Origin of the sequence: Anderseniella sp. Alg231-50, from assembly GCF_900149695.1 — a bacterium.
In the GTDB taxonomy this organism is placed as follows: Bacteria; Pseudomonadota; Alphaproteobacteria; order Rhizobiales; family Aestuariivirgaceae; genus Anderseniella.
The window spans coordinates 1-24,114 of record NZ_LT703005.1 but is presented as its reverse complement, the minus strand read 5'-3'; the positions used below and the strand labels follow the sequence as shown (position 1 = coordinate 24,114).

At 56.6% G+C, this 24,114-nt stretch carries 24 protein-coding genes; 8 read left to right on the top strand and 16 right to left on the bottom strand.

Going from position 1 to position 24,114, the window contains the following annotated elements; translation table 11 throughout:
- Nucleotides 1–4: 4 nt before the first annotated feature.
- Nucleotides 5–430, top strand: a complete 426-nt coding sequence (locus DHN55_RS16320; RefSeq protein ID WP_108882588.1) for an HIT domain-containing protein — start codon at nucleotides 5–7, stop codon at nucleotides 428–430.
- A 23-nt stretch (nucleotides 431–453) separates the two neighbouring features.
- On the opposite strand, the gene DHN55_RS16315 is transcribed toward DHN55_RS16320, so the two are convergent.
- The 5 genes from DHN55_RS16315 to DHN55_RS16295 all read right to left on the bottom strand — a co-directional run bounded on the left by DHN55_RS16315 (nucleotide 454) and on the right by DHN55_RS16295 (nucleotide 5,100).
- Entirely contained in the window at nucleotides 454–789 is a 336-nt protein-coding gene (locus DHN55_RS16315) for an AzlD domain-containing protein (protein ID WP_108882587.1), read from the bottom strand.
- On the bottom strand, nucleotides 786–1,538 hold the full coding sequence (locus tag DHN55_RS16310) for an AzlC family ABC transporter permease (RefSeq protein WP_337660426.1): 753 nt from the start codon (nucleotides 1,536–1,538) through the stop codon (nucleotides 786–788). The genes DHN55_RS16315 and DHN55_RS16310 overlap by 4 nt, the downstream gene beginning before the upstream one ends.
- 134 nt (nucleotides 1,539–1,672) lie before the next feature.
- Nucleotides 1,673–4,126 carry an ATP-dependent Clp protease ATP-binding subunit ClpA gene (clpA, locus tag DHN55_RS16305; RefSeq protein WP_108882585.1) on the bottom strand — a complete coding sequence of 818 codons (2,454 nt, stop codon included), beginning with the start codon at nucleotides 4,124–4,126 and terminating at the stop codon, nucleotides 1,673–1,675.
- Between the two features lie 9 nt (nucleotides 4,127–4,135).
- Complete coding sequence (clpS, locus tag DHN55_RS16300) at nucleotides 4,136–4,486, bottom strand: ATP-dependent Clp protease adapter ClpS (protein ID WP_108882934.1); 351 nt, start codon at nucleotides 4,484–4,486, stop codon at nucleotides 4,136–4,138.
- A gap of 269 nt (nucleotides 4,487–4,755) precedes the next feature.
- Nucleotides 4,756–5,100: a phasin family protein gene (locus DHN55_RS16295; protein WP_337660425.1), complete on the bottom strand. Its 345-nt coding sequence runs from the start codon at nucleotides 5,098–5,100 to the stop codon at nucleotides 4,756–4,758.
- A 443-nt stretch (nucleotides 5,101–5,543) separates the two neighbouring features.
- On the opposite strand from DHN55_RS16295, the gene DHN55_RS16290 reads away from it, so the two are divergent.
- Complete coding sequence (locus DHN55_RS16290; protein WP_108882583.1) at nucleotides 5,544–7,190, top strand: serine hydrolase; 1,647 nt, start codon at nucleotides 5,544–5,546, stop codon at nucleotides 7,188–7,190.
- A gap of 54 nt (nucleotides 7,191–7,244) precedes the next feature.
- Here the strand turns inward: DHN55_RS16290 and DHN55_RS16285 are convergent, their stop codons facing one another.
- The 3 genes from DHN55_RS16285 to DHN55_RS16275 form a co-directional block, all read right to left on the bottom strand.
- The gene (locus DHN55_RS16285; RefSeq protein WP_108882582.1) at nucleotides 7,245–7,928 is read right to left on the bottom strand and encodes a DnaJ domain-containing protein; all 684 of its coding nucleotides are present in this window, start codon (nucleotides 7,926–7,928) and stop codon (nucleotides 7,245–7,247) included.
- A complete protein-coding gene (locus DHN55_RS16280; RefSeq protein WP_443111132.1) occupies nucleotides 7,928–8,668 on the bottom strand; it encodes a VWA domain-containing protein in 741 nt (246 codons plus the stop codon). Before DHN55_RS16280 ends, DHN55_RS16285 begins: the two co-directional genes overlap by 1 nt.
- A gap of 86 nt (nucleotides 8,669–8,754) precedes the next feature.
- Nucleotides 8,755–9,162 carry a (R)-mandelonitrile lyase gene (locus tag DHN55_RS16275; RefSeq protein WP_108882581.1) on the bottom strand — a complete coding sequence of 136 codons (408 nt, stop codon included), beginning with the start codon at nucleotides 9,160–9,162 and terminating at the stop codon, nucleotides 8,755–8,757.
- 88 nt (nucleotides 9,163–9,250) lie between these two features.
- Between DHN55_RS16275 and DHN55_RS16270 the strand changes: the two genes are divergently transcribed.
- Nucleotides 9,251–10,426, top strand: coding sequence for a serine hydrolase domain-containing protein (locus DHN55_RS16270; protein WP_337660424.1), 1,176 nt, complete (start codon nucleotides 9,251–9,253; stop codon nucleotides 10,424–10,426).
- Here the strand turns inward: DHN55_RS16270 and putA are convergent, their stop codons facing one another.
- Entirely contained in the window at nucleotides 10,427–13,567 is a 3,141-nt protein-coding gene (gene putA / locus DHN55_RS16265; protein WP_108882579.1) for a bifunctional proline dehydrogenase/L-glutamate gamma-semialdehyde dehydrogenase PutA, read from the bottom strand.
- 46 nt (nucleotides 13,568–13,613) lie between these two features.
- On the opposite strand from putA, the gene DHN55_RS16260 reads away from it, so the two are divergent.
- Both DHN55_RS16260 and panC read left to right on the top strand, forming a co-directional pair.
- Nucleotides 13,614–14,171 carry an Lrp/AsnC ligand binding domain-containing protein gene (locus tag DHN55_RS16260; RefSeq protein ID WP_337660423.1) on the top strand — a complete coding sequence of 186 codons (558 nt, stop codon included), beginning with the start codon at nucleotides 13,614–13,616 and terminating at the stop codon, nucleotides 14,169–14,171.
- A 38-nt stretch (nucleotides 14,172–14,209) separates the two neighbouring features.
- Complete coding sequence (gene panC / locus DHN55_RS16255) at nucleotides 14,210–15,061, top strand: pantoate--beta-alanine ligase (protein WP_108882578.1); 852 nt, start codon at nucleotides 14,210–14,212, stop codon at nucleotides 15,059–15,061.
- On the opposite strand, the gene DHN55_RS16250 is transcribed toward panC, so the two are convergent.
- Nucleotides 15,058–15,474, bottom strand: a complete 417-nt coding sequence (locus DHN55_RS16250) for a DUF1489 family protein (protein WP_108882577.1) — start codon at nucleotides 15,472–15,474, stop codon at nucleotides 15,058–15,060. The genes panC and DHN55_RS16250 overlap by 4 nt on opposite strands.
- A 131-nt stretch (nucleotides 15,475–15,605) precedes the next feature.
- Nucleotides 15,606–16,010, bottom strand: a complete 405-nt coding sequence (locus DHN55_RS16245; RefSeq protein ID WP_108882576.1) for a rhodanese-like domain-containing protein — start codon at nucleotides 16,008–16,010, stop codon at nucleotides 15,606–15,608.
- A gap of 182 nt (nucleotides 16,011–16,192) precedes the next feature.
- On the opposite strand from DHN55_RS16245, the gene DHN55_RS22615 reads away from it, so the two are divergent.
- Nucleotides 16,193–16,675, top strand: a complete 483-nt coding sequence (locus DHN55_RS22615) for a ribonuclease E inhibitor RraB (RefSeq protein ID WP_108882575.1) — start codon at nucleotides 16,193–16,195, stop codon at nucleotides 16,673–16,675.
- 6 nt (nucleotides 16,676–16,681) lie between these two features.
- Here DHN55_RS22615 and DHN55_RS16235 read toward each other — a convergent pair whose 3' ends face one another.
- Nucleotides 16,682–17,512: an aldo/keto reductase gene (locus DHN55_RS16235; protein ID WP_108882574.1), complete on the bottom strand. Its 831-nt coding sequence runs from the start codon at nucleotides 17,510–17,512 to the stop codon at nucleotides 16,682–16,684.
- A gap of 77 nt (nucleotides 17,513–17,589) precedes the next feature.
- Here DHN55_RS16235 and DHN55_RS16230 point away from each other — a divergent pair, with 77 nt between their 5' ends.
- Nucleotides 17,590–18,051, top strand: a complete 462-nt coding sequence (locus DHN55_RS16230) for a methyltransferase (protein WP_108882573.1) — start codon at nucleotides 17,590–17,592, stop codon at nucleotides 18,049–18,051.
- 47 nt (nucleotides 18,052–18,098) lie between these two features.
- On the opposite strand, the gene mgtE is transcribed toward DHN55_RS16230, so the two are convergent.
- Nucleotides 18,099–19,478, bottom strand: a complete 1,380-nt coding sequence (gene mgtE / locus DHN55_RS16225) for a magnesium transporter (protein WP_108882572.1) — start codon at nucleotides 19,476–19,478, stop codon at nucleotides 18,099–18,101.
- 105 nt (nucleotides 19,479–19,583) lie between these two features.
- The gene (locus DHN55_RS16220) at nucleotides 19,584–20,372 is read right to left on the bottom strand and encodes a tetratricopeptide repeat protein (RefSeq protein ID WP_108882571.1); all 789 of its coding nucleotides are present in this window, start codon (nucleotides 20,370–20,372) and stop codon (nucleotides 19,584–19,586) included.
- 40 nt (nucleotides 20,373–20,412) lie between these two features.
- Here DHN55_RS16220 and DHN55_RS16215 point away from each other — a divergent pair, with 40 nt between their 5' ends.
- Entirely contained in the window at nucleotides 20,413–20,757 is a 345-nt protein-coding gene (locus DHN55_RS16215) for a DUF6522 family protein (protein WP_108882570.1), read from the top strand.
- Between the two features lie 36 nt (nucleotides 20,758–20,793).
- On the opposite strand, the gene DHN55_RS16210 is transcribed toward DHN55_RS16215, so the two are convergent.
- Both DHN55_RS16210 and DHN55_RS16205 read right to left on the bottom strand, forming a co-directional pair.
- Nucleotides 20,794–21,027 carry a hypothetical protein gene (locus DHN55_RS16210; protein WP_108882569.1) on the bottom strand — a complete coding sequence of 78 codons (234 nt, stop codon included), beginning with the start codon at nucleotides 21,025–21,027 and terminating at the stop codon, nucleotides 20,794–20,796.
- Nucleotides 21,028–21,119: 92 nt separating this feature from the next.
- A partial coding sequence (locus tag DHN55_RS16205) for a beta strand repeat-containing protein (protein ID WP_337660422.1) occupies nucleotides 21,120–24,114 on the bottom strand: 2,995 nt, incomplete at its 5' end.

Genomic DNA, 24,114 nt, shown 5'->3' with positions numbered 1-24,114 from the left:
CTAAATGACCACTTATGATGACAGCAATATTTTCGCCAAAATCCTGCGCAGCGAGTTACCCAGCCACAAAGTCTATGAAGACGACAACACCATTGTAATCATGGATATCATGCCCCGTGCCGACGGGCATTGTCTGGTTATTCCCAAGGCCGCGTCGCGAAACATGCTTGATATCGCGAGCGATGACCTCAACGCGGTGATGGCAACCGTCCAGAAAATGGCGCATGCGGTGGTCAAGGCATTTGATGCCGACGGAGTGACCATCCAGCAGTTTAACGAAAGTGCTGGTGGCCAGGTTGTCTTTCATACCCACGTGCACGTGATTCCGCGCCATGAAGGTATCAAGATGCGGCCGCCGGCAGGCGATATGGCCGATCAGGACGATCTTGCCGAATTGGCTGAAAAGCTGCGGTCTGTGTTGGCGGATTAGAGGCGCTCAACTGCGACACCAGTTTATCCCAGCATCAAGTTCAACAGGACCAACGCAATGACCGTTGCGAAGGTGGCGATTTGTGTCGAACGAGACGCGGCATAAAACACCCCTACTCCGATGGCGACTGCCGCGAACCGGTGTTCCAGCGCTATGGTGGACAGTACACCTGACGGTGCGATGATCATGCGCATGACCAGGGCAGCGACGAGCGCCGTGGAGACCGCCCTCACCCACAGCAGCAAATCGCTTTCCGGATTGATACGGGTGACTGCAACCACGGCGAGTGCCCGCCACAGATAGGTTGCGATGAAGCCAGCCGGAATCATGGCCGCCAGAATGAGTGCAAGCTGGCTCATTTCAGCAGCCCCTTGCGGCGCGGACGAAGAAGAATGAAGGCAACAGTGCCGCCGCCAACACCGGCGATCAACAGGTCGAATTCCGGCGCGTAATAACGCGCGATCGGCAACAGGATGCAGCCAAGGGCAATGGCGCCGTAATCGAACCGCCAGATGGCGCCTGAAAACAGCGACAGCAGGAAGAAGGCGGGCGTGAAAAACACCAGTGCCGCAGCCAGTGTCGATGGCAGGCCATCGGCAAGGTAATATCCCAGCGGCACAACCAGCATCATCAGTCCCATCAAGGCTGTGCCAAGGCCAACCAGCCACGGTAACTGCCTTTGGGGGGACACATCATGCAAGCTGGTCAGCGACAGGACCCAAATGGTAACCGCCGTGAAATGCCCGAGCAGGAATTCCGGCAACCGGGATGCCTGCTTCAGCCGAACCTGAGCCAGCACACCGATGGTCATGGGCAAAAGGCGGACGGCGGTCAGGGATACCGCTGCTGCTATCAGCGGCAGCGCAACACCCGACTGCCACATGGTCACGAACAACACCTGGCCGGGCAAAGCCCATATCAGCGGGATGGTCGCGACACCGGCAAGTAGCGGAAAACCGACATCGTGGATCAGGGCACCGAAGCCGATGAACGAACACGCCATGACCAGGCCAGGCAGGGAAAATGCCGCCCGGATGCCGCCGGACATGCCGGTCCAGTCATATCCGGTAACATCGGTTTCCTGATTGGAATGCGCGGTCTGCCCCATGGGTTGCATGTTTACCGGTACAGCAGCACAGGCCGCAACCCGCACAACCGCATGGTCTGCATGCGAAAACGCCGGACCTGAACAGGCCCGGCGTAAAAGTCACATTTGTGGTTACGGGTTTGGACGGTTACTTGCTACTTGACCTTTTCGGTACGTCCTGGTGTTCCGCCACCGCCCTTTTTCTTTTTCGGTGCAGCCTTTGATGCGGGCGACGGTGTCCGCGGCTTCTTGGCAGTAGTTTTCTTGTTGCGCGGCAGAGACTTACGCTCCACCGGTTTCGGCAGGGCTTTTTCCTGATCACGCGACAGGAACTTGAACTTCAATTCGTCGAGCCCCTGATCATCCTTGCCCAGCAGGACGCTTACCGTGCCGCCCTTGACCAGCTTGCCGAACAGTACCTCATCAGCCAGAGGCTGCTTGATGTACTTCTGAATCACACGCGACAATGGCCGTGCGCCCATTTGTTCGTCATAGCCTTCGCGAGCCAGCCAGTCGGCCGCGTCGTCTGACAGTTCGATATTGATCTGGCGTTCGTCCAGTTGCGCTTCCAGCTGCAGCACGAATTTCTGCACCACCATGCGCACCACTTCCGGCGGCAAGTGCCCGAACCCGATCACCGAATCGAGCCGGTTGCGGAACTCCGGCGTGAACATCTTGGTAATGGCTTCGCCGTCGTCGCCTTCACGCTTGGAACGGGTGAAGCCAAATGCCGATTTGGCAAGATCAGCCGCGCCGGCATTGGTGGTCATGATCAGGATCACATTGCGGAAATCAATCGACTTGCCGTTGTGATCAGTTAGCTTGCCGTGGTCCATGACCTGCAGCAGGATATTGAACAGGTCCGGGTGAGCTTTTTCGATCTCGTCGAGCAGCAACACGCTGTACGGGTTCTGATCAATGCCGTCGGTCAGCAGGCCGCCCTGGTCGAAACCGACATAGCCCGGAGGCGCACCGATCAGCCGGGAGACCGAATGGCGCTCCATGTACTCCGACATGTCAAAGCGCAGCAATTCAACACCCAGAACGGCAGCCAATTGCTTGGCCACTTCGGTCTTGCCGACACCGGTCGGACCGGAGAACAGATAACACCCAATAGGCTTTTCCGGTTCGCGCAGTCCGGCGCGCGACAACTTGATGGCAGACGACAATGCACTGATGGCATCATCCTGGCCGAACACGACACGTTTCAGTTCCGTATCCAGGTCCTTGAGCAGTTCCTGGTCGTTCTTGGAAACGGATTTCGGCGGGATGCGGGCCATGGTCGCAATGACATCCTCGATATCCTTGACGTCGATGGTCTTCTTGCGCTTGCTTTCCGCGAGCAGCATCTGCGACGCGCCGCTTTCATCGATCACGTCGATTGCCTTGTCAGGCAGTTTGCGATCATTGATGTAGCGGCTGGACAATTCCACGGCAGACTTGATGGCGTCATTGGTATAACGCACCTTGTGGAACTCCTCGAAGTACGGTTTCAGCCCGGTCAGGATCTTGACTGCATCCGGCACCGACGGCTCCTTGATATCAATCTTCTGGAACCGGCGCACCAGCGCCCGGTCTTTTTCGAAATGCTGGCGGTACTCTTTATAAGTGGTCGATCCCATGCAGCGCAGGGACCCTGCTGACAAGGCAGGCTTGAGCAGGTTTGAGGCATCCATGGCACCACCGGAAGTGGCCCCTGCTCCGATGACGGTATGGATTTCATCGATGAACATGATGGCGCCTTCATATTCCTCGATTTCCTTAATCACCGCCTTGAGGCGTTCTTCGAAATCGCCGCGATAGCGTGTGCCGGCCAGCAGGACACCCATGTCGAGCTGGAAGATGGTGCATTCTTTCAGAACTTCCGGTACTTCACCCTTGACGATCTTTCGGGCCAGACCTTCTGCGATGGCGGTCTTGCCGACACCGGGGTCTCCGACAAACAGCGGATTGTTCTTGGACCTGCGGCACAGCACCTGGATGGTCCGGTTGACCTCGAATTCGCGGCCGATCAACGGATCGATCTTGCCGTCGGTGGCTTTCTGGTTGAGGTTGATGCAGAAGTTGTCCAGCGCGTCACCGGACTTTTCGCCGTCAATTACGTCCTCGCCCTCATCGCCTTCTTCATCGGATGAAGCGCCCTGCACCGAACGGCTTTCCGAAAGTCCGGGCTTCTTGGCTATGCCGTGGGAGATGAAATTGACAGCGTCGTAGCGCGTCATGTCCTGTTCCTGCAGGAAGTAGGCAGCATGACTTTCACGTTCGGCGAAAATGGCAACAAGCACATTGGCACCGGTTACTTCTTCGCGTCCCGATGACTGCACATGGATAACGGCGCGCTGTATGACCCGCTGGAAACCGGCAGTCGGCTTGGCGTCATCGCCTGTTGCCATCACCAGGCTGGCGAGATCGTTATCGACATAGTTCTCCAGGCTGCGGCGCAACTGGTCAACGTCGACACTGCAAGCGCGCATCACAGATGCGGCGTCCTTGTCATCGACAAGGGCGAGCAGCAAATGCTCCAGCGTTGCATACTCGTGACTGCGATCGCTGGCCAAAGCCAGCGCCCTGTGCAGCGCCTGTTCGAGACTACGAGAAAATGTGGGCACGTGAGGCTCCTATTCCTTTTCCATGGTGCATTGCAGCGGATGTGAGTGCTGCCGGGCGAAATCCATGACTTGAGTAACTTTTGTTTCAGCAATTTCGTAGGTGTAGACACCACATACACCGACACCCTTTTGATGCACATGTAACATTACGACGGTAGCCTCTTCCCGGTTTTTACCGAAGAACCGTTCCAGTACGTGCACCACGAACTCCATGGGCGTGTAATCATCGTTCAACAGAAGCACCTTGTACATGCTGGGCTTCTTGGTTTTGGTCTGTTCACGCGTGATGACACCGGTCTGGCCTTCGCCACCGCCGTCTTCACCATCCTTGTTGTCTTTGTCAGACAGATAAATAGACATCGAAAAACCATACACGATTAGAAAGGCCATACACGACTATACAGGACACCCATCCGGGATAGTTGTCGCGACCGTCGGACAAAGCAATCATCCATGCCCTAGCATATAGGCGTCAATGGGTGAGTTACGAGGGTTTGCCGTAAACTTTCCTGTGTAGAGAAATAATATAGCCAAAATCAGACACAAAAAACCGCCTGACACATGGTGTCAGACGGCTCTTATTTGCAGATCAGACTGGGAGAAGGCTCCCCCCAGATAATGCGTACGACTTACTTGGTTGCCTTTGGAGCGAACTTTTCGATCTCAGCTTCGAACGGCTTGTAGGCGTCCTTGGCGGCATCCATGTAGAACTGGTTCATTTTGGTGGCCTGCGCCATGAAGCCTTCATAAGACTTGGTGACGTGTGCCTGCTGCAGTTCTACAGCCTTTTCGACAGACTTGGAGGCAACAACCTTCTCGGTCAGTGCAACGGTGTCTTCGAAAGACTTCTTGGTGAATTCAGCAGCTTCGGTTGCCAGTGTCTGGAAACCCTTGTTGAAAGCATTTGCGCTGGCGATGTAAGCTTCAAAACCCTGTTTGCCTGCAGCCTGCATCTCTTCGAATGACTTGAACATGTTAAAATCCTTGGTTTGTGTGACCCCGAACTCTTCGGATGACGGTGATATATGCACTGCACCATTTATTGTCAAGTAATTTTGTGCACTGCACCATAAAAAGTTTTCACCGCAAAGAAACACTGCCCGATGGTTGCCCCGTTTACCGGTTAGTAAGGCTCATCCTTCATGATTTGTTCGTGATGAGATGGGGATCACCGGGTCACTCAGGCAGGGGTTTGCCTGACAACCCGGAAAATGCGGGCGCGTAATTGTCCGAACTGTTAGTAAGTGTCAGGTTTTGTTCGCCGGCATATTGACCGGTATCAAGGTTCCTTATTTCTTACAGTTCCATAACGCGCATGAGAGTTGCAGCTTTGTCGATTCGGTGACGAATCAGCTAAGTGTCTTAATCAGGCGTTTCGCGGCAGGTGTAACGCCAAACTCGATGGATAGTGGGTGTCATGGGTATTTCATTAGCCGGTAAGTTCAAATCACAGACGGGCTTTGACAAGGGCCGGTCAGTCGTGATGGTCCTTATCCTGTCTCTGGTTCTGATTGCGGGCGCAAATCGCCCTGCAATGGCACGGCCGGCATTCAGTGCTGTTACGGTAGATGCCTCGACCGGAAAGATCATCTACAGCAAGAACCTTGATGCAAAGCGCTATCCGGCTTCGCTGACCAAGGTCATGACGCTGTACCTGATGTTTCAGGAAATTGATGCCGGACGCATGTCATTCTCTACGCCCATGAAAGTATCCAAGCGCGCCGCAGCCCAGCAACCGTCAAAGCTGGGCTTGAGAGTTGGTTCCACCATCACTGCGCGTAATGCCATGTTTGCGCTCATAACCAAATCCGCCAATGACGCGGCAATGGTTGTTGCCGAGCACATTGGTGGTTCGCAGAAAGGATTTGCCAAGCGCATGACGCGCCAGGCCCGCGCTCTGGGCATGACGCGCACCAAATTCACCAACCCGAACGGTTTACCGGACAAGCGCCAGGTTACGACCGCAAGGGACATGGCGACACTTGGTTTGCGCATCCAGCGCGATTTTCCAAAATACTACAAGCATTTCGCAACGCGCTCGTTCAAATACGGCAAGCGCAAGTACCGCAATCACAATCGGCTGCTCGGCAAGCTGAAGGGCGTTGACGGCATCAAAACCGGCTACACCCGCGCCTCCGGTTTCAACCTGCTGTCATCACGGACACTCGGCACCCGCAGCCTTGTCGCAGTTGTCATGGGCGGTCGCAGCGGACGTTCGCGCAATGCCTTCATGACCAAGATCCTGAAGCGTGACCTGCGAAAGGCATCACGTGGCAGCAAAAAGATCGCCATGGTTGCCGGTACTCCGCCCGGTTACAGTGCCGCAGCTGCGGCCCGTGCTTCGAAAATCAACAAGGCAAAGTCCGCAAACCCTTCCGATACTGATTCCAGGTTTGCACCGATCCCGCGCGAAAAGCCCAGCCTGAAGCAAACCGACACCGCAAAACTCGCCAAGTTGGCTTCTGCCTATCAGCACACCGTACCTGCATCCGATCCGGTGGGCGCTCTGTTGGCGCTGAATGCGCAACCGGCAAATACGCAACAGCCCGAAACCACCCTGCCCGCAAATGGCGTCACTTTCACATCGGTTGTCGTTCCATCAACCGCGGCCAAGGGCGATAGCCTGGCGGTAGCCGACGCCATGTCACAACTGGCGATACCTGCAGCACCGCAAAAAGACCAATCCCGGATTGTTGCGTCGGCCCGGCAGCCGTCTCCGGCAGCTCTACAAATCAAGCCCACGTCGACAGACCGGGCCGCTGCGGCGTCAGCTCAAAACCAAGCGGGAAAAGCGCAGGAAACCACAATCCATCAAGCCTCATGGAACATACAAATTGGCGCATTCCCGACGCGTGAAGGCGCCCGAGACAGGCTCGCCTCTGCGAAAACCAGAAAAGTTGCGGCTCTGAAGAAGGCAACACCATTCCTCATGCCGGTGGCCAAGAACGGAAACACGCTTTATCGCGCACGGTTTTCTGGATTGAGCAGAAAACAGGCGACACGTGCCTGCCGCCAGCTTAAACGCGCAGGCGTCGGTTGTTTTCCCCTGGCACCCACCAGCTAAACCAGTCTCATCAATCATTTGGGTCCGCCCGGTTACTGGTACCCGGGCGGGTTTTTAATGTTCGCCGCCGGTCAGCACGTCATTTGCTTCGTTGATGCGCGCTGCCAGATAGGCCGATCCACCGTTGTCGGGGTGGTGTTTTTTCATCATCTTTCGATAAGCCGTGCGAATGTCCTTTTCACTGGCGCCTTCCTTGAGGCCGAGGACATCGAGCGCATCTTCCCGGCTCATCGATCCGGTAGAACTGCTGCCACCTGCCGAACCAGCCTGCTCGCGCCATTGCGGATGAACACGATCCAGATAAGCCATCAGCAAGGCTTCGCTCTGATCTCCGGCCGAAACGCATTCGCCCAGCAATTGCAGTAACTCTGCCAGCTCCAGCTCCGACAATTGCCTGCCGGTGTATGCGCCGGACAAGATGACCGCATCCATGCTGCCGTCATCATGGTTCAACCACATATCGAGCACAGACGTGCGGACGCTGGATCTCTGGCCCGGCGACTTGCTGGTGCGGTTAAAACCTCTCTGTGCGCCGAGGAGGAACAGGCCAAACAGGAAAAGCGGTATCGCGATGGGTAGAAGGCCACGAAGGGCGAAAAACACGGCAGCGGCAAAGATTACACCTGAGGATGTGCTTCGTGCCGCACGTGCTATTGTCGCTGGGTTTGCATTGACCAGGCGTGGAAGAAACAAGGTCGCAACAACAAACAATGCGATGGCTGCGATTGCGTATGGCATCAGTTCAGTTGCTCCAGCAGTCCGCGCGGCCCTTTTCCCCTGGCGCCCGAGAAGTTTTCAAGCGCCTGCCTGCCACCTGCCGCATAAACGGCTACAGCCGACAGCAGTTCGCGCAGATGATCCGCCGAGCCTGAATCGAAACGACTGTAGGCGCCTCCCGTCAGTCGGGCTATTTCCCTGAAGGCATTCAGCGCGATCGCGTCATTTCCTTCCTGAAACATGAACATGCGGACGCCGAGCAATCCGATTTCACCGGCCTGTTGACATAGCAGGTCAATGTTCTCCTCCATGCAGTCACCCACATAGACGACCGCATTGACCCTGCCTGACTGGGCTTCCTTGCGAACGTGCTTCAGCACCTTTTCAATTTGTGTATTACCGCCCCGGCAGTCCACTGTTGTCATCAGCCGGGCCAGGCCATCTGCATCCGACACCCACTTTGATGCCCTGCACTCGCCAAATCCCCGGAAATAGATCAACTGGACATCAAGACCGCCGATGCGACCGGCCTCACGGAACATTTCCGCCTGGGTCTGCAGGGCCGCGTCCCAACTGGGCTGGCGGCTCATGGTTGCGTCCATGGCGAACACCAGTTTGCCGTTTCCGGACTGTGCCGGAACCGGTGTTGCCTTCAACTGTGCCAGAAAGCCGTCTACATCTTCGTTCACAGCAGGTGCGTTCGCCGATTGCTGTTCGACAACCGGTTTTGTACCTGATTTGCTGCGTTCGTTCCTGGCCAAATGCAATTCCCCCGAAAAACGTTGTTTTCAAAGAGATAGGTATTTTCACATCAAATTCAAATGACACTGCTGTGCCGTGCCATCGCTCATGCCGATGGCGGCACGAGATATTCCTCGTCCGTTACGTGTTCCAGCCAGTTCGCGTGAGTGCCGTCAAGTGCTTCCTGGAACGCGATGTGAACCATGCCGTTTTCCGGCGTCGCGCCATGCCAGTGCTTCTCGTTGGGTGATATCCACATCACGTCACCCGGTTTCAACGTGGTGACAGGCCCGCCCTCGCTCTGAAACAGCCCAAGACCCGACTGGACGACCAGTGTCTGTCCCAGCGGGTGAGTGTGCCAGGCCGTGCGAGCGCCGGGCTCGAAAGTGACGCGCAAGGCACGAATTCGGGCCGGATCGGGCGCTTCCACAATAGGGTCCTGCCATACGGTTCCGGTGAAGTAGCTGGCTGGCGCCTGTTTGGTTGGCCGTGAACCCGCCTTGTAATGCTGCATTTGCTTGTATCCCTGGTTCCGCTCTGGTTGTCTTGTTTGCCGAGCCTAGTTCAATCCGGAGTTTGAATACCAGACCATGAGCACTTTAATGCGAGAATTTCCACCTGCCGCCGAAAATCAGGTCACACTTTCCAACTGGCGGACTGCACCGTTCAGTTCATGGGCCTTCTCCCATGTTCGCGAGATCATTCAGACAGCCGACATCCCCAACAACCCGGCTGACATCTGGGACCTGCAGTCCGCCCCGCACGACCTTTCCGGTCTGCCGGTTGACTACGACCTTGACCTTAATGGCTACCTGGACGCCACCTACACCGACGCATTCACGGTCATTCACAAGGGCAAAATCATTGTCGAGGAGTACCGCAATGCTTCCGGGCGGCGCACGCCTCACATCCTTATGTCTGTTTCCAAGTCCATGCTGGGTGCGCTGTCAGGCATACTTGCAGACAAGGGCGTGCTCGATACAGCAGCTCTGGTGACCGACTATGTGCCGGAAATTGCCGGCACGTCCTGGAGCGGCGCCAGTGTCCAGAATGTGCTGGACATGCGCGCCGGCATTCGTTTCGACGAAGATTATGAGGCAACAGGCGGAGCCATCATTGAATACCGTAAATCAACCGGATGGAACCCGCTCGAGCCCGGTGAAAGTGCGTCTGACTTGCGCAGTTTCTTCAATCAGATTTCCGACACCGACGGCCCGCACCTGGGACGGTTTCACTATGTATCGCCAAACACTGACCTGATGGCCTGGATTATCGAACGCGCTGCCGGTATCCGCTATGCCGACCTGATGGCGGAGCACCTGTGGCAGCCGATGGGTGCTGAAACACCGGCCTACATTACGGTGGACAGGCTGGGTGCGCCACGCGCTGCGGGAGGTATGTGCGTCAGCCTGCGCGACCTCGCCAGGGTGGGTATGCTGGTCGCAAACCGGGGAAAAAGGGGTGCTGCCCAGGTATTGCCGGAAGCCTGGATCGACGACGTGTTGAACAATGGCGACCGGGAAGCCTGGGACCAGGGCGATTTTGCCGGGTATTTTCCCGGCAAGGCCATGCATTACCGCAACAAGTGGTACGTGGAACGTGGTGAGAACCCGATGATGTTTTGTATCGGTATCCACGGCCAGAACCTGTATGTCATGCCCGGGCAACAACTGGTGGTGGCGAAAATGTCGTCACGCCCCAAGCCTCTCGATCCACAGGTAAGCCAACTCAACCTGAAAATGATATCCGCCCTCAAGCAGCACTTCGATGCCGGGTGATCAGCGCGCCGGCCCCATGCTCATCAAGGCCGCATTGCCACCTGAAGCTGTGGTGTCAACCGACACAACCCGTTCAGTGGCAAATTGTGAGAGGTAGTGTGGCCCACCGGCCTTCGGCCCGGTGCCGGACAAACCTTCGCCGCCAAATGGCTGCGAACCGACGACGGCGCCGATCTGGTTGCGATTGACATACATATTGCCGACTCTGACCTGGCGCTGGATCTGTTCGATTGTGTCTTCGACCCGTGAATGCACACCAAGGGTCAATCCGTAACCGGTTTTGTTGAGCTCCTGGCATACCTGGTCGAGTTTGTCCGCCTGGTATTTCACGACGTGCAGGCAAGGTCCAAACACCTCCTCATGCAAAGGAGCCAGCGACGCCAGTTCATAAATGGCCGGCGTGACAAAGGTGCCCGCCTCGCACTCCGCAGGCAGCGGCAGGTCGATCAGCATTTTTGCCTCGCTTGCCATTCGCGCCTTGTGAGCGTCCAGTCGCTCACGGGCGTCGTCATCGATAACCGGTCCGACATCGGTTGAGTAGTCAAGCGGATCGCCGATTTTCAACTCGCTGGCCGCACCGCACAGCATGTCGATTGTCCGTTTCGCGGCATCTTCCTGCACAAACAGCAGGCGGGCTGCGGAACAACGCTGACCGGCAGAATCAAAGGCTGACATGATCAGGTCGCGAACGGCCTGCTCCGGCAAGGCGGATGAGTCGACGATCATCGCGTTCATTCCGCCCGTTTCGGCAATCAGCGGCAGGATTGCGCCATCTCGTTCAGCTAGCCTGCGATTGATGATGTGTGCGGTCTGGGTGGAGCCGGTGAAGGCAACACCGCCCAACGCGGCATGCTGCAACACCTGTCCGCCGATGCGGGCCCCGTCTCCGGGCAGCAGGGACAACACTTCGGGTGGAACACCTGCATCGTGCAACAGTTTCACTGCCTCATACGCGACCAGCGGTGTCTGTTCCGCCGGTTTCGCCAGCACAGTGTTTCCGGCTGCAAGTGCCGCAGACATCTGGCCTGTGAAAATGGCCAACGGGAAATTCCACGGTGCGATGCAGGCGAAAACACCGCGGCCACGCAGATACATTTCATTTGTTTCACCGGTTGGTCCCGGCAGTTGGCATGGCGCTTCAAACTTGGCGCGGGCCTCGCTGGCATAATACCTCAGGAAGTCAACCGCTTCGCGCAAGTCGGCCTGTGCATTGTCCAAATTCTTGCCGGCCTCCCGGATCAACAGGGCAAACAGACTGGCCGCATTGGCTTCATAAAGGTCGGCGGCCCGCTCAAGACAGTCAGCGCGATACCCCCCACCCCGGGCGTCCCAGCTTTCCTGGGCAGCAGCTGCGTGGGTGATTGCCGCTTCAATCTGCGCATTGGAGGCTTCAGAGATTTCGCCTACCACAACTGAGCGATCATGTGGCGAGGTTATCTCACGCACGGCCTCACCGGATGCTTTGCCGGGCACGAGAGCAGTGGCCTTCACCGATGTTTCAAGAGCTTTTTGTATTTGCGCCTGCAACGGTAGGCGGGTGGCGTCGTCCCATAATGGCAGGCCGGCGGAATTGCGGCGTGGTTTGAACACATCACCCGGCGGTGCAATACGCGGGTGAGGCAATTCATCAAGCCGCCGGACGACTGCCACCGGGTCTTCGACAATCTCGTCGATGGGCGCTTCATCGTCTGCCAGGCGGTTGACGAACGAAGTGTTTGCGCCATTCTCCAGCAACCGGCGTACAAGATATGCCAGCAGGTCTTCGTGGCTGCCAACAGGTGCATATATTCGGCACGGCTGGGCTATGCCCTCTGCCGCCGTTACAGCGTCATACAGCGCCTGGCCCATGCCATGCAGCCGCTGGAATTCAAACTCGCGATCATTGCCGGCCATGACCGATACAGCTGCAACCGTGTGCGCATTGTGGGTGGCGAACTGAGGATAGAAGACGTCGCGCCGCCGCAGCAGATAGCGGGCACAGGCCAAATAAGACACGTCGGTGGACACCTTGCGGGTAAACAGTGGAAAATTTTCAAACCCGGCGATCTGGGCCAGCTTGATTTCGGTGTCCCAGTAAGCTCCTTTAACAAGCCGTACCGGAAACCTTCGTTTGGTATTCTCCGCCAGTTCGGCCAGCCATTCCAGGGCTGGCATGGCGCGGCGCGAATAGGCCTGGACAGCCAGTCCCAGTCCGTTCCAGTCTTTCAGTTTCGGATCATGGGCCAGCTTTCCAAACACCCGCAAAGACAGTTCCAGCCGGTCGACCTCTTCGGCATCTATGGTCAGGGCAATGCCACCATCGCGAGCCTGCAGACATAGCTTCTGGATCTGCGGGTAAAGCTCGTTCATTACCCTTGTTTCGGTTCTTGCCTCATAGCGCGGATGCAGTGCCGACAATTTCACGGAAATCGATGGCAATTCGTGGATCGGACGCTGCGGTCCGGATTTTTCACTTTCGGCAATGGCGGCGATGGCATCGCTGTAGGATTGCCAGTATCGTTCGGCGTCATTCATTGTCCGGGCCGCTTCGCCCAGCATGTCGTATGAAAACCTGTAGCCTTGCGTCTTGAACGGCGAAGACACATCGAGTGCTTCCGCAATGGTGCGGCCTAGCACGAACTGCTTGCCCATGATGCGCATGGCATGACGCATGGCCTGACGCACGATCGGTTCGCCGGATCGTTTCACGATTTTGGAGAAATAGCTTGCCGGGTCCTGCGTGGCTTCCCCACCCAGGCCGACGAACTTGCCGGTCAGCATCAGGCCCCACGTGGACGCATTCACAAACAGTGATTCAGATGCACCGACATGGCTATGCCAGTCACGGCCACCTATCTTGTCGGCAATCAGTTTATCGGCCGTGTGATCGTCAGGTATCCGGAGCAATGCTTCGGCGAGGCACATCAGCACCACGCCCTCCTCGCTTGACAGCGAGTATTCCTGCATGAATTCGTCTACACCGCCCTTTTGCTTGCGACCCTTTCGGACGGCGGAGACAAGTTGCCTTGCCAGTTTCTGGGTCTCGTCAGCGGCATCTCCGTCCAATTCCGCCTGAGACGCCAGTCTCCGCACCAGTGCGGTCTCATCGCTGAAGAGGTGGCTGGATAATTTTTCCATTGCGGGAAGAGATGAAGCGGTCATGAAGCACGGTCCTTCTTGAAAACATCTTCTGGCTATGTAATTAATCTTGCCTAGTGTTTTTCACTTATATTTGTATGTTTCGCAGGTTTTTTCCCTGCTTTTCATGATTGGTTCAGCTATGCAACTCGATATGCACGATCTGAAAATACTGGAAGTTTTGCAAACCGATGGCCGCATCAGTGTCAGCGATCTTGCGCGCCGGATCAATTTATCTTCCACCCCCTGTGCGCAGCGCCTGCGCAAGCTTGAAATGCGTGGCTTCATTTCCGGTTACAAGGCAATTGTTGATCCCAATGCCGTCAAGCTCGACCTGCTGGTATTCATCCAGGTCACCCTGAAAGAAACCGACGAAAACACACTGCAGTCTTTCAATTCTGCGATTGGACGGGTTCCGAATGTTCTGGAGTGCCATATGGTAGGCGGCGACTTCGATTACCTGCTGAAAGCGCGCGTTACGGGGATGAATGAGTACCGGAAACTTCTGGGCGGTGAGATCGGTTCCCTGCCCATGGTTCAGGGAACGCATTCTTACTTTGTGATGGAAGAAGTGAAGGATGGAACTGCCCTGCCCCTGAAGCCTGTGCGAGTGGATGGAAAAAAATGATAGGGTTGGTCGCTGCGAAACAAGTTGATTCCTGACAGATGCCGGACAAACTCAAAACAGTTCGAACCGTCGAGACCCTGAGAGCACAGGTATCTCAATGGCGAAGACGGGACATGCGAACAGCCCTGGTGCCCACCATGGGCGCGTTGCACAACGGGCATCTGCGTCTCGTGGAGATGGGCTTGCGTACCGCCGACCGGGTTGTGGTCACGATATTCGTGAATCCACAACAGTTTGCGCCGAGTGAAGACCTGGACGCCTACCCCCGGACCGAAAAGGCCGATGTTGAAAAGCTGCGTGCCGCCGGCGCGCACCTGGTTTATGCGCCGGCCTTGCTGGAAATGTATCCGGAAGGTTTTTGTACGTCGGTCTCCCTGGCCGGGCCCGCCAAGGCAGGGCTGGAAGACAAACACCGCCCGCATTTCTTCGATGGTGTTGCGACGGTTGTTGCCAAGCTTTTCATAGCGGCCGGCTGCGACTACGCCATGTTTGGCGAGAAGGATTTCCAGCAGTTGAAAGTCGTCACCAAGATGGCACGCGACTTGTCGATTCCGACCGGCGTCATCGGAGTTCCAACGGTGCGTGCAGATGACGGACTGGCGCTGTCGTCGCGCAATGAGTACCTGTCCGACGCGGAACGGGCGACTGCGCCACTACTGCACCAGACGCTACAGGAAGTGGCCGCAGATGTCCGTGCCGGCAAAAGTATCACGCGTTCGTGCTCTGCCGGCAAGAAACAGTTGAAGCAGGCAGGGTTCAAAACCGACTACCTTGAAGTGCGAGTTGCAGAAACGCTTGCTCCGGTAAAGTCGAAGTCGGAAACGGAATTGAGAATTCTGGCGGCCAGCTGGCTGGGCAAGACACGGTTGATAGACAACATCGCGGTTTAGAGCAGACCAAGTTCCGCCAGTTCATTGCGCATTTTTTCCGGCATGTCGTGTGCAACTGCTCCCTTTGGCAGATCCAGGGGCGCATCTTCGTCCTTCAGGTACCGCCAGCCCTGAAACGGCCGCCGGGGTTGAGGCCGCACAGGCACCAGTTCCTCGTCGAAAATGAACTTGCAGCGCGATATGCCTTCGTCGTCCTGAAACTGCTCGATTTCGACGATGCGCTGGCGAACTGCGACCATGCCCTTTATGACCCAGTAAAGCGAACCATTGACAACAATCTCGTCGGCCCGTTTCGGCATCATCCGGGTGATGTGCCAGATCTTGCCGACCGTGCGCATGCGCATTTCCTGCCATTCGGCAAGTTGCGGGATGTCTTCCACGCCGACACACAATTTCAGAATGTGCAAAGCCATGAGGCCTACCTTCCGCGTCCATCTGGCAACAGGCAATGTCGAACCGTCAAGTGTACACAGAATTCAATTGCTTAAACCCGGCCAATGTCAGCCGGTCAGACCGCAAATGAGCAGGCGCGTCAGTCTGCCGGCTATTTTTTCTCGTGCGGAATTATCGGCGCATCAGCGTCTCGCCATGCTCCAAATCCACCAATCAGATTATAGGCCGGTTTCAGGCCCATCCGCTGGGCTATCTGGGTTGCCAGCGCGGAACGCAAACCGCCTGCGCACATGAAAATGAACGGGCGATCCTCGGTGAAAATTTCCTTGTGATAGGGACTGTCCGGTGCAATCCAGAATTCGACCATGCCGCGCGGCACATGCCGGGAGTCCGGCACCTTCCCGTCACGCCACAGTTCACGGACATCGCGAATGTCGACCAGCAAGGCGTTGCTGTTATCAATCAGATCGCGTGCAGCTGCCACGTCAACCTCCGATATCTCGGCCTTGGCCTCTTCGAGCAGGTCTTTGATACCGGTCGTTATTTCCTGAGGCATGTGTACGCTTTCCGATGCTGCTGATCTGGAACCAATAAGAATATCACCGCAGTTTCATATTGTTACGTCAAGGGGGTCAAGGTCCGATTCCAACACCTGACCCGAACTGCAACGTTTCGTTAGTCAAAACCTCGTAACCTGTCTCCCATAAAGTCATTTCAGTTGTTCGGGATCGGCAGAACATGGGTGAAAGTCTCTTCGGTAAATTGCGGGACGTATTGTCGCGTGAAAAAACGTCTGACATTGTGACTCCGGTCAGTGTTACAGGCTCTCCCGCCAACCTTGCGCGCATCGGACTTGCCACGAGAAGTCCGGCAGGAACAGAGTTGCCAGGCGGAAATCTGCCCGCTCCCGGAATGCCAACAGACCCGCTTCAACAAGCGGCCCCGTCATCAGGTGTTGCTCCGGTCGACATACAATTTTTTGCCGAAGTTCCCTCGCAGCAGTGCGCCGAGGAGATTGTGTCGATTTCACAAGGCGCAACCAATTGCCAGTCAGCGCAAGCACAACCAATAAGCGACACTGTCTGGACTGTGGCTGTCACTCTTTGCATGGCTCCGGTTCCACAGGAAATCCACGCAATAGAGACGGTGTTTCAGACCTGGGCACAAAAGCTCGGCGGTGCGTCAAAAGGCTGGGGTCTCAGCCAGAACCAGGCTGCCTGAAGCCGCTCAGGCGGTATCCCATCGAGGACGTACACTTTCCGGGTCCACCAGCCGGAGATCACGCGCAGTCAGCGCGCCGATTTCCGCCATCTCGTCTTCACTCAAAGAAATCCGCATCGCTTTCAGGTTGTCGGCAAGCCGTTCCGGCCTGGATGAGCGCGGAATGGATATGACATCGCCGTGGCCGGCAAGCCAGGCAAGCGCTATCTGGGCCGGACTGGCATCATGGCGAAGCGCAATGTCACGCATCACTGGTTCATCAGCGACCTGATTGCGGGCAATCGGGCAATAGGCAGTAACCGCCAGTCCGTGACGGGCACAGGCCGCGCGGACTTTGTCCTGATTGATCAGCGGATGATACTCAATCTGATTACAGACCAGGGGTTCATCCGAGAGTGCGACCGCCTCTTCTACCTGCTGCACCGTGAAGTTGGAGATGCCTATGTGGCGCGCAAGCCCTGTCCGTTTTGCCTTGTTCAGTCCGGCGACAGCCTCAGCCATGCTGACTGCCTGCGGTGGCCAATGCAGCAACAACAGATCGAGTGTACCGCAGTCCAGGAATTCAAGGCGTTCGTCCGCGGCCCGGGCAAAATCATCCGTAGCGTAATTCTCCGGCCAGATTTTCGTGGTCACAAACAGATTGTCGCGGTTCATGCCGGACGCCCGGATGCCGGCTCCGACTTCGCGCTCGTTCTGATACATCTGTGCAGTGTCAATATGGGTGTATCCGCCTTGCAATGCGGTCTCAACGAGTTGCGTGCACTGCTCGCCACGCAGTTCCCAGGTGCCAAGACCGATGGCGGGAATATCTGCTCCATTTGCGGATACGATTTTCATGCGCGTTCATGCCTCTTTGCGATTTGCCTGTTGGTGATGGCATCTTGACTGGGAAATCTCAAAGAAAGCAACTGAGAATGGTTGAGAAATCCCCCAACACCCTGCCCTGGCCGCCGATGATTTTCGGGGGACTGGTCATTGCCGGATTGCTGCTGCAACAGGTGCAACCCCTCAAGTTGACAGAGGCATTGACCTGGCCAGGTTACGCCGTGCTGGCAGCAGGTATCATGCTCGACATCTGGGCAATGGCTACAATGACAAAGTCACGTACCAACATCCTCCCTCACCGCGCCGCCGACAAGCTGGTCACGTCCGGTCCCTTCGCGCACATGCGCAACCCGATTTACGTCGGCAATACGATTGCGACCCTTGGCCTGGGACTGGCCCTGCAAAACGGCTGGTTGCTGATTGCGACACCCCTGGCCGCAATAGCAACCCATAAACTGGCTGTAGTGCGCGAACAGGCTCACCTCCGCAGCAAGTTCGGTGAGGCGTGGTCGGACTATGCCGGCAAGGTAAGAGCCTGGTGGATTATCTAGGAGATTACGAAAACCGGCGACAGCCGGCAGGACGGCGTCAGCAGCGATTACAGTAACCACCACGCCGCCAGCCCGAGGAAGGCAAAGAAGCCGACAACATCCGTGACAGTGGTGACAAACACGCCGGATGCGACTGCAGGGTCTATTTCAAAGCGCTCTAGTGCCAGTGGAATGAGAATACCGGCCAAAGCTGCTGCGAACATGTTGATGATCATCGCGGCTCCGATCACCAGGCCCAGCTGATCCGACCCAAACCACCACCAGGCGAACAATCCCATGATGATCGCAAAAGCCACGCCGTTGAGCACACCGACCGTGCTTTCACGCACGACGACGCGCACCGCATTCACCGGACCAAGATTTCTTTGTGCAATGGCGCGCACCGCAACGGTCATGGTCTGGGTACCCGCATTACCGCCCATGGACGCCACAATGGGCATCAAGATTGCCAGTGCAACCATTTGCTCAATCGACGCATCAAACAGCGAGATGACCCACGATGCCAGAACGGCAGTTGCCAGATTGAGGACCAGCCAGCCAAAGCGTGACTGGGTTGTCGACCAGATTGTGTCTGTGATTTCCTCATCGCCCACGCCGCCGAGCCGCAAGATGTCCTCACTGGCCTCTTCCTGGATAACATCCACGATATCGTCAATGGTGATCGACCCGACGAGACGCTGGTTCTCATCCACCACGGCTGCTGAGCCCAGATGGTATTGTTCAAACTTGTATGCGACATCGTCCTGCTCATCCGTCACCGTGAAAACGACGTCATGTTCGCGCATGATCTCCGAGATCTGCTGCGGCCGGGGATGGCGCAATACCAGGCTGACCGGGACGAAACCAACCGTGTGATATGCGGGATCAACAATATAGATCTCGATAAAATCTTCCGGCAAATCTTCTTCATTGCGCATGTAGTCGATGGTCTGCCCCACCGACCAGAATGACGGTACAGCCACGAAACTGGTCTGCATGAGACGGCCGGCCGAGTATTCCGGATACTCAAGTCCCCGGGTCAACGCAGTGCGGTCCTCGCGGGACACCTTGGCGAGGATTTCCTGCTGGTCCTCCTCATCCATGTCTTCGATGAGGTAAAGCGCATCATCGGTGTCCAGCTTCCGCACCGCGGATGAAATGAACTGGTTGGGCAATGCATCCATGAGCCCGTCACGAACGGACTCATCCAGTTCCGGCAGCACTTCAAAATCGAAAGTCCTGCCCTGCAATTCGATAAACCGTATCCGGTCCTCGGACGGCAGGAACTCGATCAGGTCAGCTATGTCGGCGACATGCAGTTCCTTGATGAGCTTGCGAAGCTGGCGGGCATCATCCTGTTGGAGTGTGTCGGCAACCGCACGAACGTACTCGGCGCGCAAGGCGCCATCGTCGTCGTGAATTCCCAATTCGTCCACCAGTTCCGGCATGGCGATTTCGCGTCCCGAAAGAATCTGCTGTCATGATACATAACACGCACAGGTTACCGGACAATCAGCGAATTTAGTGTGACGGATTGCGGGCGTGGAAATTCGCTACAAACGGCGGCCCCTGAGCCATTGATAGGCAAGACGCTGCGCCTTGTTGATCTGGGCGGTGGTCATGCCGCGTGCCACCAGGCTCAAATGCTTCGTCATCAACCTGTTGCCCTGCAGGTCTGCAATTTTCAGCCACATATAGGCCTGTACATGATCGCGCGGCAGCCCTTTGCCTTGATAGTACAAGAACGCCAGATCATGCTGAGCAAATCCGTGTTCCTGCATGGCTGCCTTTTTATACCAATACGCCGCCCGGGTGTGGTTTTGCGCAACACCCCAACCGTTTTCGTGCAGGACGCCCAGCCGGTATTGCGCGGCGGCAACATTTTTCGCCGCCGCCTTGAGATACCAGCTCGCTGCCATTGCATCGTTTTGTGCATAACCGCGGGCATATTCAAACATCGTACCCATTTGATACTGAGCCTCGCCGTGTCCGGTCTCAGCCAGTGGGCGCAACTCCTTGCGAGCCTTGGAAAATTCACCCGCCTGCAGAGCGGCAATACCCGCGTCGTAGTCTTGCGCCTGCGCGATGCCTGACATTGCCAGTAGCGAGATAAAGACGAAGAGGCATCGAAAGTTATGTATCCGCATAGTATAGCCGCTCCATAGCCAGTCTGTTCCGGATCGTCTGGTGATGATATCGCCGGGATTGATGTTTGAACAGCTGTCGTGTGCCAAACCATTTGCAGCGAGGACGAGCGTGCATTGAGACCTCGACACATCTGGGGAAATCAGGTTGCGTTGTTTTGGCCATTGAAGAGCCCCTGGCACCTTATTAAGATGCATTCCAAATACATGTTATAGCAGAGCGTTCAAGTAAGGACTCATGGACAAATCCGGCAGTCGCAAAATCAACCATCACCTTGTCGAGTTTGACGACGACGGTCCCGTCGTCAATGCCGTTCTGGTCGGGGACTTGCTCAACATTCCCGCAGATCAGGTTCCACACCACATCAGGCAAGGCTCCATCACCACGTTATGCGAAGCAGGTATAGATGAACACGATGGGGAATTTCGATTGAGCTTTTTCCACGGCAATCGCCGTGCACAAATTGAAGTCAACAGCAAGGGTCTGCTCTCCAACCGCACGGTGATAGATTTTGGAGACAAGCCCCTGCCCGCCTCCCTACGCGGCGTTCAGGTAACGCAGGCACCCAAAAAAGAAAGCTAACAGATAACCTTGCGCGCTGAGTTTACTGACCGCGATCTAGATTGTTGCAGCCAGAAAATCGCTGACAACGCCAATGTTGAGAAACCACACGAATGTGACCGTCAGCCCGAGAGCCAGTACAGGCCGGTAGAGCGCCTCGGCAAAATTTTCGACCGGCATACTCCCGGCCGAATGCCTCAGTTCTTCGCGGGTCCTTGCGATGAGATACTGCTCCGCTGATTCAATAGCGTGCAACTTGGCAACCGCAACTCTTTCCTGTGTGTTCTTCATCTCGCCGTGTCTCCTGTCACTTGCCAGTGTGCAGGAGAGATGGAAACAATCGGTGGGGACCAACAGTCGGTTTTGCGTATCGCTATTAAGGTCTAGGAAACCATGGAAGTGTCGATAATCTTGATGTCGGCAGCACCGGTAACACCGTCAAGCACGGCCAGATCAACATAACCGTCATCTGTTCCGGCACCGTCCGCATCAAACTGAACCGTCGTATTGGTTCCATCATCGACAAACTGGACGTAGTCCTCGATTGAACTGCTGCCGGAAACATAGCCGGCGTTCGCCAGAAGAATAGACAGGTCCAGCGCATCTTCAGTCGGCGTGAAACTCTCAATGGTGTAGGCTTCTCCAGGTGGTGAGACATCATCCAGGGCAAAGAACGGAAGCTCAAACACATCACTTGCTCCCGACGTGCCGGGTTCAAATACCCCATCAATTTCGAGCAGCAGATAGGACGTATCCAGTATGCCGTTGTCCAGAAAGTCGATGTCATCGTATGTGACAACACTGGCGACAGGACCCGTTGTGTCATCGGATCCGGTGATCCCGATGTTAATGGTGGATACCACCGAATCACCCGCATCCGGTCCGTTTGCAATAGTATAGTTGAAGCTGTCTGTGACAGTCTGACCGTCAGTCAGTGCCTCGGTATCGGCATCTGCGTCATCCAGCACATAGCGATACGTGCCGTCTGCCTTGATGAACAAGGACCCGTAGGTGCCGGTGACTTCGGCCTCGCCGGTCACACCGTCGAATGTGAGGCCAGACTGTGCGTCTGCACCCGCTGAGCCTTGTGTGACGGCAAGCAACGCCGCTTCACCCTGATCTGCATCATTCCATGTACCTGATACATCGCCGGAGACTTCGGCGACACCCGCGACACCCGTTCCTGCCTCGACTATACCGGAGGCATTTTCGGCAGCGGAGATGACCGGTGCGTCATTGGTGCCGGTGATATCCACGGTGATGGTGGATATCGCTGCATCTCCTGCATCGGTTCCGTTGGCGATGGTGTAGTTGAAACTGTCTGTAACCGACTGACCGTCGGTCAGGGCCTGTGTGTCTGCGTCAGCATTGTCGAGCACATAGCGATAGGTGCCGTCTGCCTTGATGAACAATGACCCGTAAGTACCTGTCACTTCGGCCTCGCCGGTCACTCCGTCGAACGTGAGGGCAGTTTGTGCATCCACGCCTGCAGATCCTTCAGTCACCGCAAGCAGTGCCGTTTCGTCCTGATCAATATCGCTCCAGGTGCCGGACACGTCACCGGCAACCTCGTCAACTCCGGCCACGCCGAAGCCTGCTTCAATCAGACCTGTTCCATTGACCTCGGCAGCGGAGATGATCGGTTGGTCGTTGGTGCCGGTGATATCCACGGTGATGGTGGATATCGCGGCATCTCCTGCATCGGGTCCGTTGGCGATGGTGTAGTTGAAACTGTCGGTGACGGACTGGCCATCCGTCAGGGCCTGTGTATCTGCGTCAGCATTGTCGAGCACATAGCGATAGGTGCCGTCTGCCTTGATGAACAATGACCCGTAAGTACCTGTCACTTCGGCCTCGCCGGTCACTCCGTCGAACGTGAGGGCAGTTTGCGCATCCCCGCCTGCAGATCCTTCAGTCACCGCAAGCAGTGCCGTTTCGTCCTGGTCAATATCGCTCCAGGTGCCGGACACGTCACCGGCAACCTCGTCAACTCCGGCCACGCCGAAGCCTGCTTCAATCAGACCTGTTCCATTGACCTCGGCAGCGGAGATGACCGGTGCGTCATTGGTGCCGGTGATATCCACGGTGATGGTGGATATCGCGGCATCTCCTGCATCGGGTCCGTTGGCGATGGTGTAGTTGAAACTGTCGGTGACGGACTGGCCATCCGTCAGGGCCTGTGTATCTGCATCAGCATTGTCGAGCACATAGCGATAGGTGCCGTCTGCCTTGATGAACAACGACCCGTAAGTGCCTGTCACTTCGGCCTCGCCGGTAACCCCGTCGAAGGTGAGGTCCGATTGTACATCTGCGGCCGCCGAGCCTTGTGTGACGGCCAGAAGCCCTGCTTCGACCTGGTCAACATCACTCCAGGTGCCGGACACGTCACCGGAGACTTCATCAACACCGGCCACACCGAAGCCCGCCTCGATCAATCCTGTAGCATTTACCTCGGCAGCAGAGATGACCGGTTGGTCGTTGGTGCCATTGATCGTCACCACCACGTTCTGCGTGGTGCTGCCGCCATTGCCGTCACTGATGGTGACGACATAGGTCAGCTCGACACTGTCGCCTTCACCGAGGAAGTCGATATCGGCATTGGCCACGTCATAGGTCCAGCCGGTGGAGCCGGTGCCGTCGGTCTGCGAGAAATTGCCCAATGCCGGATCATCGAGGCTGAACGCTGCCTTGAGGGCTGCTTCCTGCGGGCCGGTCAGCGTGTAACCGTTGGCCAGCGTGCTGGCGCTCACCGTACCGCCGTCATGGCCGGCGGACGGATTGTCGCTCAAATCCACATCGGTAAAGCTGATGGTGCCGGTCGCATCGTCAGGATCGGCGTCGGTGCCGCTGGGCACATCCGCTGTCTCAGTCACCGTACCGGCTTGCGCGGCCGAGGTGATGACAGGCTCATCATTGGTGCCGTTTACGGTGACCACCACGTTCTGCGTGGTGCTGCCGCCATTGCCGTCACTGATGGTGACGACGTAGGTCAGCTCGACACTGTCGCCTTCACCGAGGAAGTCGATATCGGCATTGGCCACGTCATAGGTCCAGCCGGTGGAACCGGTGCCGTCGGTCTGCGAGAAATTGCCCAATGCCGGATCATCGAGGCTGAACGCTGCCTTGAGGGCTGCTTCCTGCGGGCCGGTCAGCGTGTAACCGTTGGCCAGCGTGCTGGCGCTCACCGTACCGCCGTCATGGCCGGCGGACGGATTGTCGCTCAAATCCACATCGGTAAAGCTGATGGTGCCGGTCGCATCGTCAGGATCGGCGTCGGTGCCGCTGGGCACATCCGCTGTCTCAGTCACCGTACCGGCTTGCGCGGCCGAAGTGATGACAGGCCCATCCTTGCTGCCGGTGACAGTGMTGMTGACCGTC

What these genes read in the sequence shown, in the direction of transcription:
- DHN55_RS16320 (WP_108882588.1), top strand. Translation starts at nt 5, where the DNA reads ATGACCACTTATGATGACAGCAATATTTTCGCCAAAATCCTGCGCAGC.
- DHN55_RS16315 (WP_108882587.1), bottom strand. Translation starts at nt 789, where the DNA reads ATGAGCCAGCTTGCACTCATTCTGGCGGCCATGATTCCGGCTGGCTTC.
- DHN55_RS16310 (WP_337660426.1), bottom strand. Translation starts at nt 1,538, where the DNA reads ATGGGGCAGACCGCGCATTCCAATCAGGAAACCGATGTTACCGGATAT.
- clpS (WP_108882934.1), bottom strand. Translation starts at nt 4,486, where the DNA reads ATGTCTATTTATCTGTCTGACAAAGACAACAAGGATGGTGAAGACGGC.
- DHN55_RS16295 (WP_337660425.1), bottom strand. Translation starts at nt 5,100, where the DNA reads ATGTTCAAGTCATTCGAAGAGATGCAGGCTGCAGGCAAACAGGGTTTT.
- DHN55_RS16290 (WP_108882583.1), top strand. Translation starts at nt 5,544, where the DNA reads ATGGGTATTTCATTAGCCGGTAAGTTCAAATCACAGACGGGCTTTGAC.
- DHN55_RS16285 (WP_108882582.1), bottom strand. Translation starts at nt 7,928, where the DNA reads ATGCCATACGCAATCGCAGCCATCGCATTGTTTGTTGTTGCGACCTTG.
- DHN55_RS16275 (WP_108882581.1), bottom strand. Translation starts at nt 9,162, where the DNA reads ATGCAGCATTACAAGGCGGGTTCACGGCCAACCAAACAGGCGCCAGCC.
- DHN55_RS16270 (WP_337660424.1), top strand. Translation starts at nt 9,251, where the DNA reads ATGCGAGAATTTCCACCTGCCGCCGAAAATCAGGTCACACTTTCCAAC.
- putA (WP_108882579.1), bottom strand. Translation starts at nt 13,567, where the DNA reads ATGACCGCTTCATCTCTTCCCGCAATGGAAAAATTATCCAGCCACCTC.
- panC (WP_108882578.1), top strand. Translation starts at nt 14,210, where the DNA reads ATGCCGGACAAACTCAAAACAGTTCGAACCGTCGAGACCCTGAGAGCA.
- DHN55_RS16250 (WP_108882577.1), bottom strand. Translation starts at nt 15,474, where the DNA reads ATGGCTTTGCACATTCTGAAATTGTGTGTCGGCGTGGAAGACATCCCG.
- DHN55_RS16245 (WP_108882576.1), bottom strand. Translation starts at nt 16,010, where the DNA reads ATGCCTCAGGAAATAACGACCGGTATCAAAGACCTGCTCGAAGAGGCC.
- DHN55_RS22615 (WP_108882575.1), top strand. Translation starts at nt 16,193, where the DNA reads ATGGGTGAAAGTCTCTTCGGTAAATTGCGGGACGTATTGTCGCGTGAA.
- DHN55_RS16235 (WP_108882574.1), bottom strand. Translation starts at nt 17,512, where the DNA reads ATGAAAATCGTATCCGCAAATGGAGCAGATATTCCCGCCATCGGTCTT.
- DHN55_RS16230 (WP_108882573.1), top strand. Translation starts at nt 17,590, where the DNA reads ATGGTTGAGAAATCCCCCAACACCCTGCCCTGGCCGCCGATGATTTTC.
- mgtE (WP_108882572.1), bottom strand. Translation starts at nt 19,478, where the DNA reads ATGCCGGAACTGGTGGACGAATTGGGAATTCACGACGACGATGGCGCC.
- DHN55_RS16220 (WP_108882571.1), bottom strand. Translation starts at nt 20,372, where the DNA reads ATGCATCTTAATAAGGTGCCAGGGGCTCTTCAATGGCCAAAACAACGC.
- DHN55_RS16215 (WP_108882570.1), top strand. Translation starts at nt 20,413, where the DNA reads ATGGACAAATCCGGCAGTCGCAAAATCAACCATCACCTTGTCGAGTTT.
- DHN55_RS16210 (WP_108882569.1), bottom strand. Translation starts at nt 21,027, where the DNA reads ATGAAGAACACACAGGAAAGAGTTGCGGTTGCCAAGTTGCACGCTATT.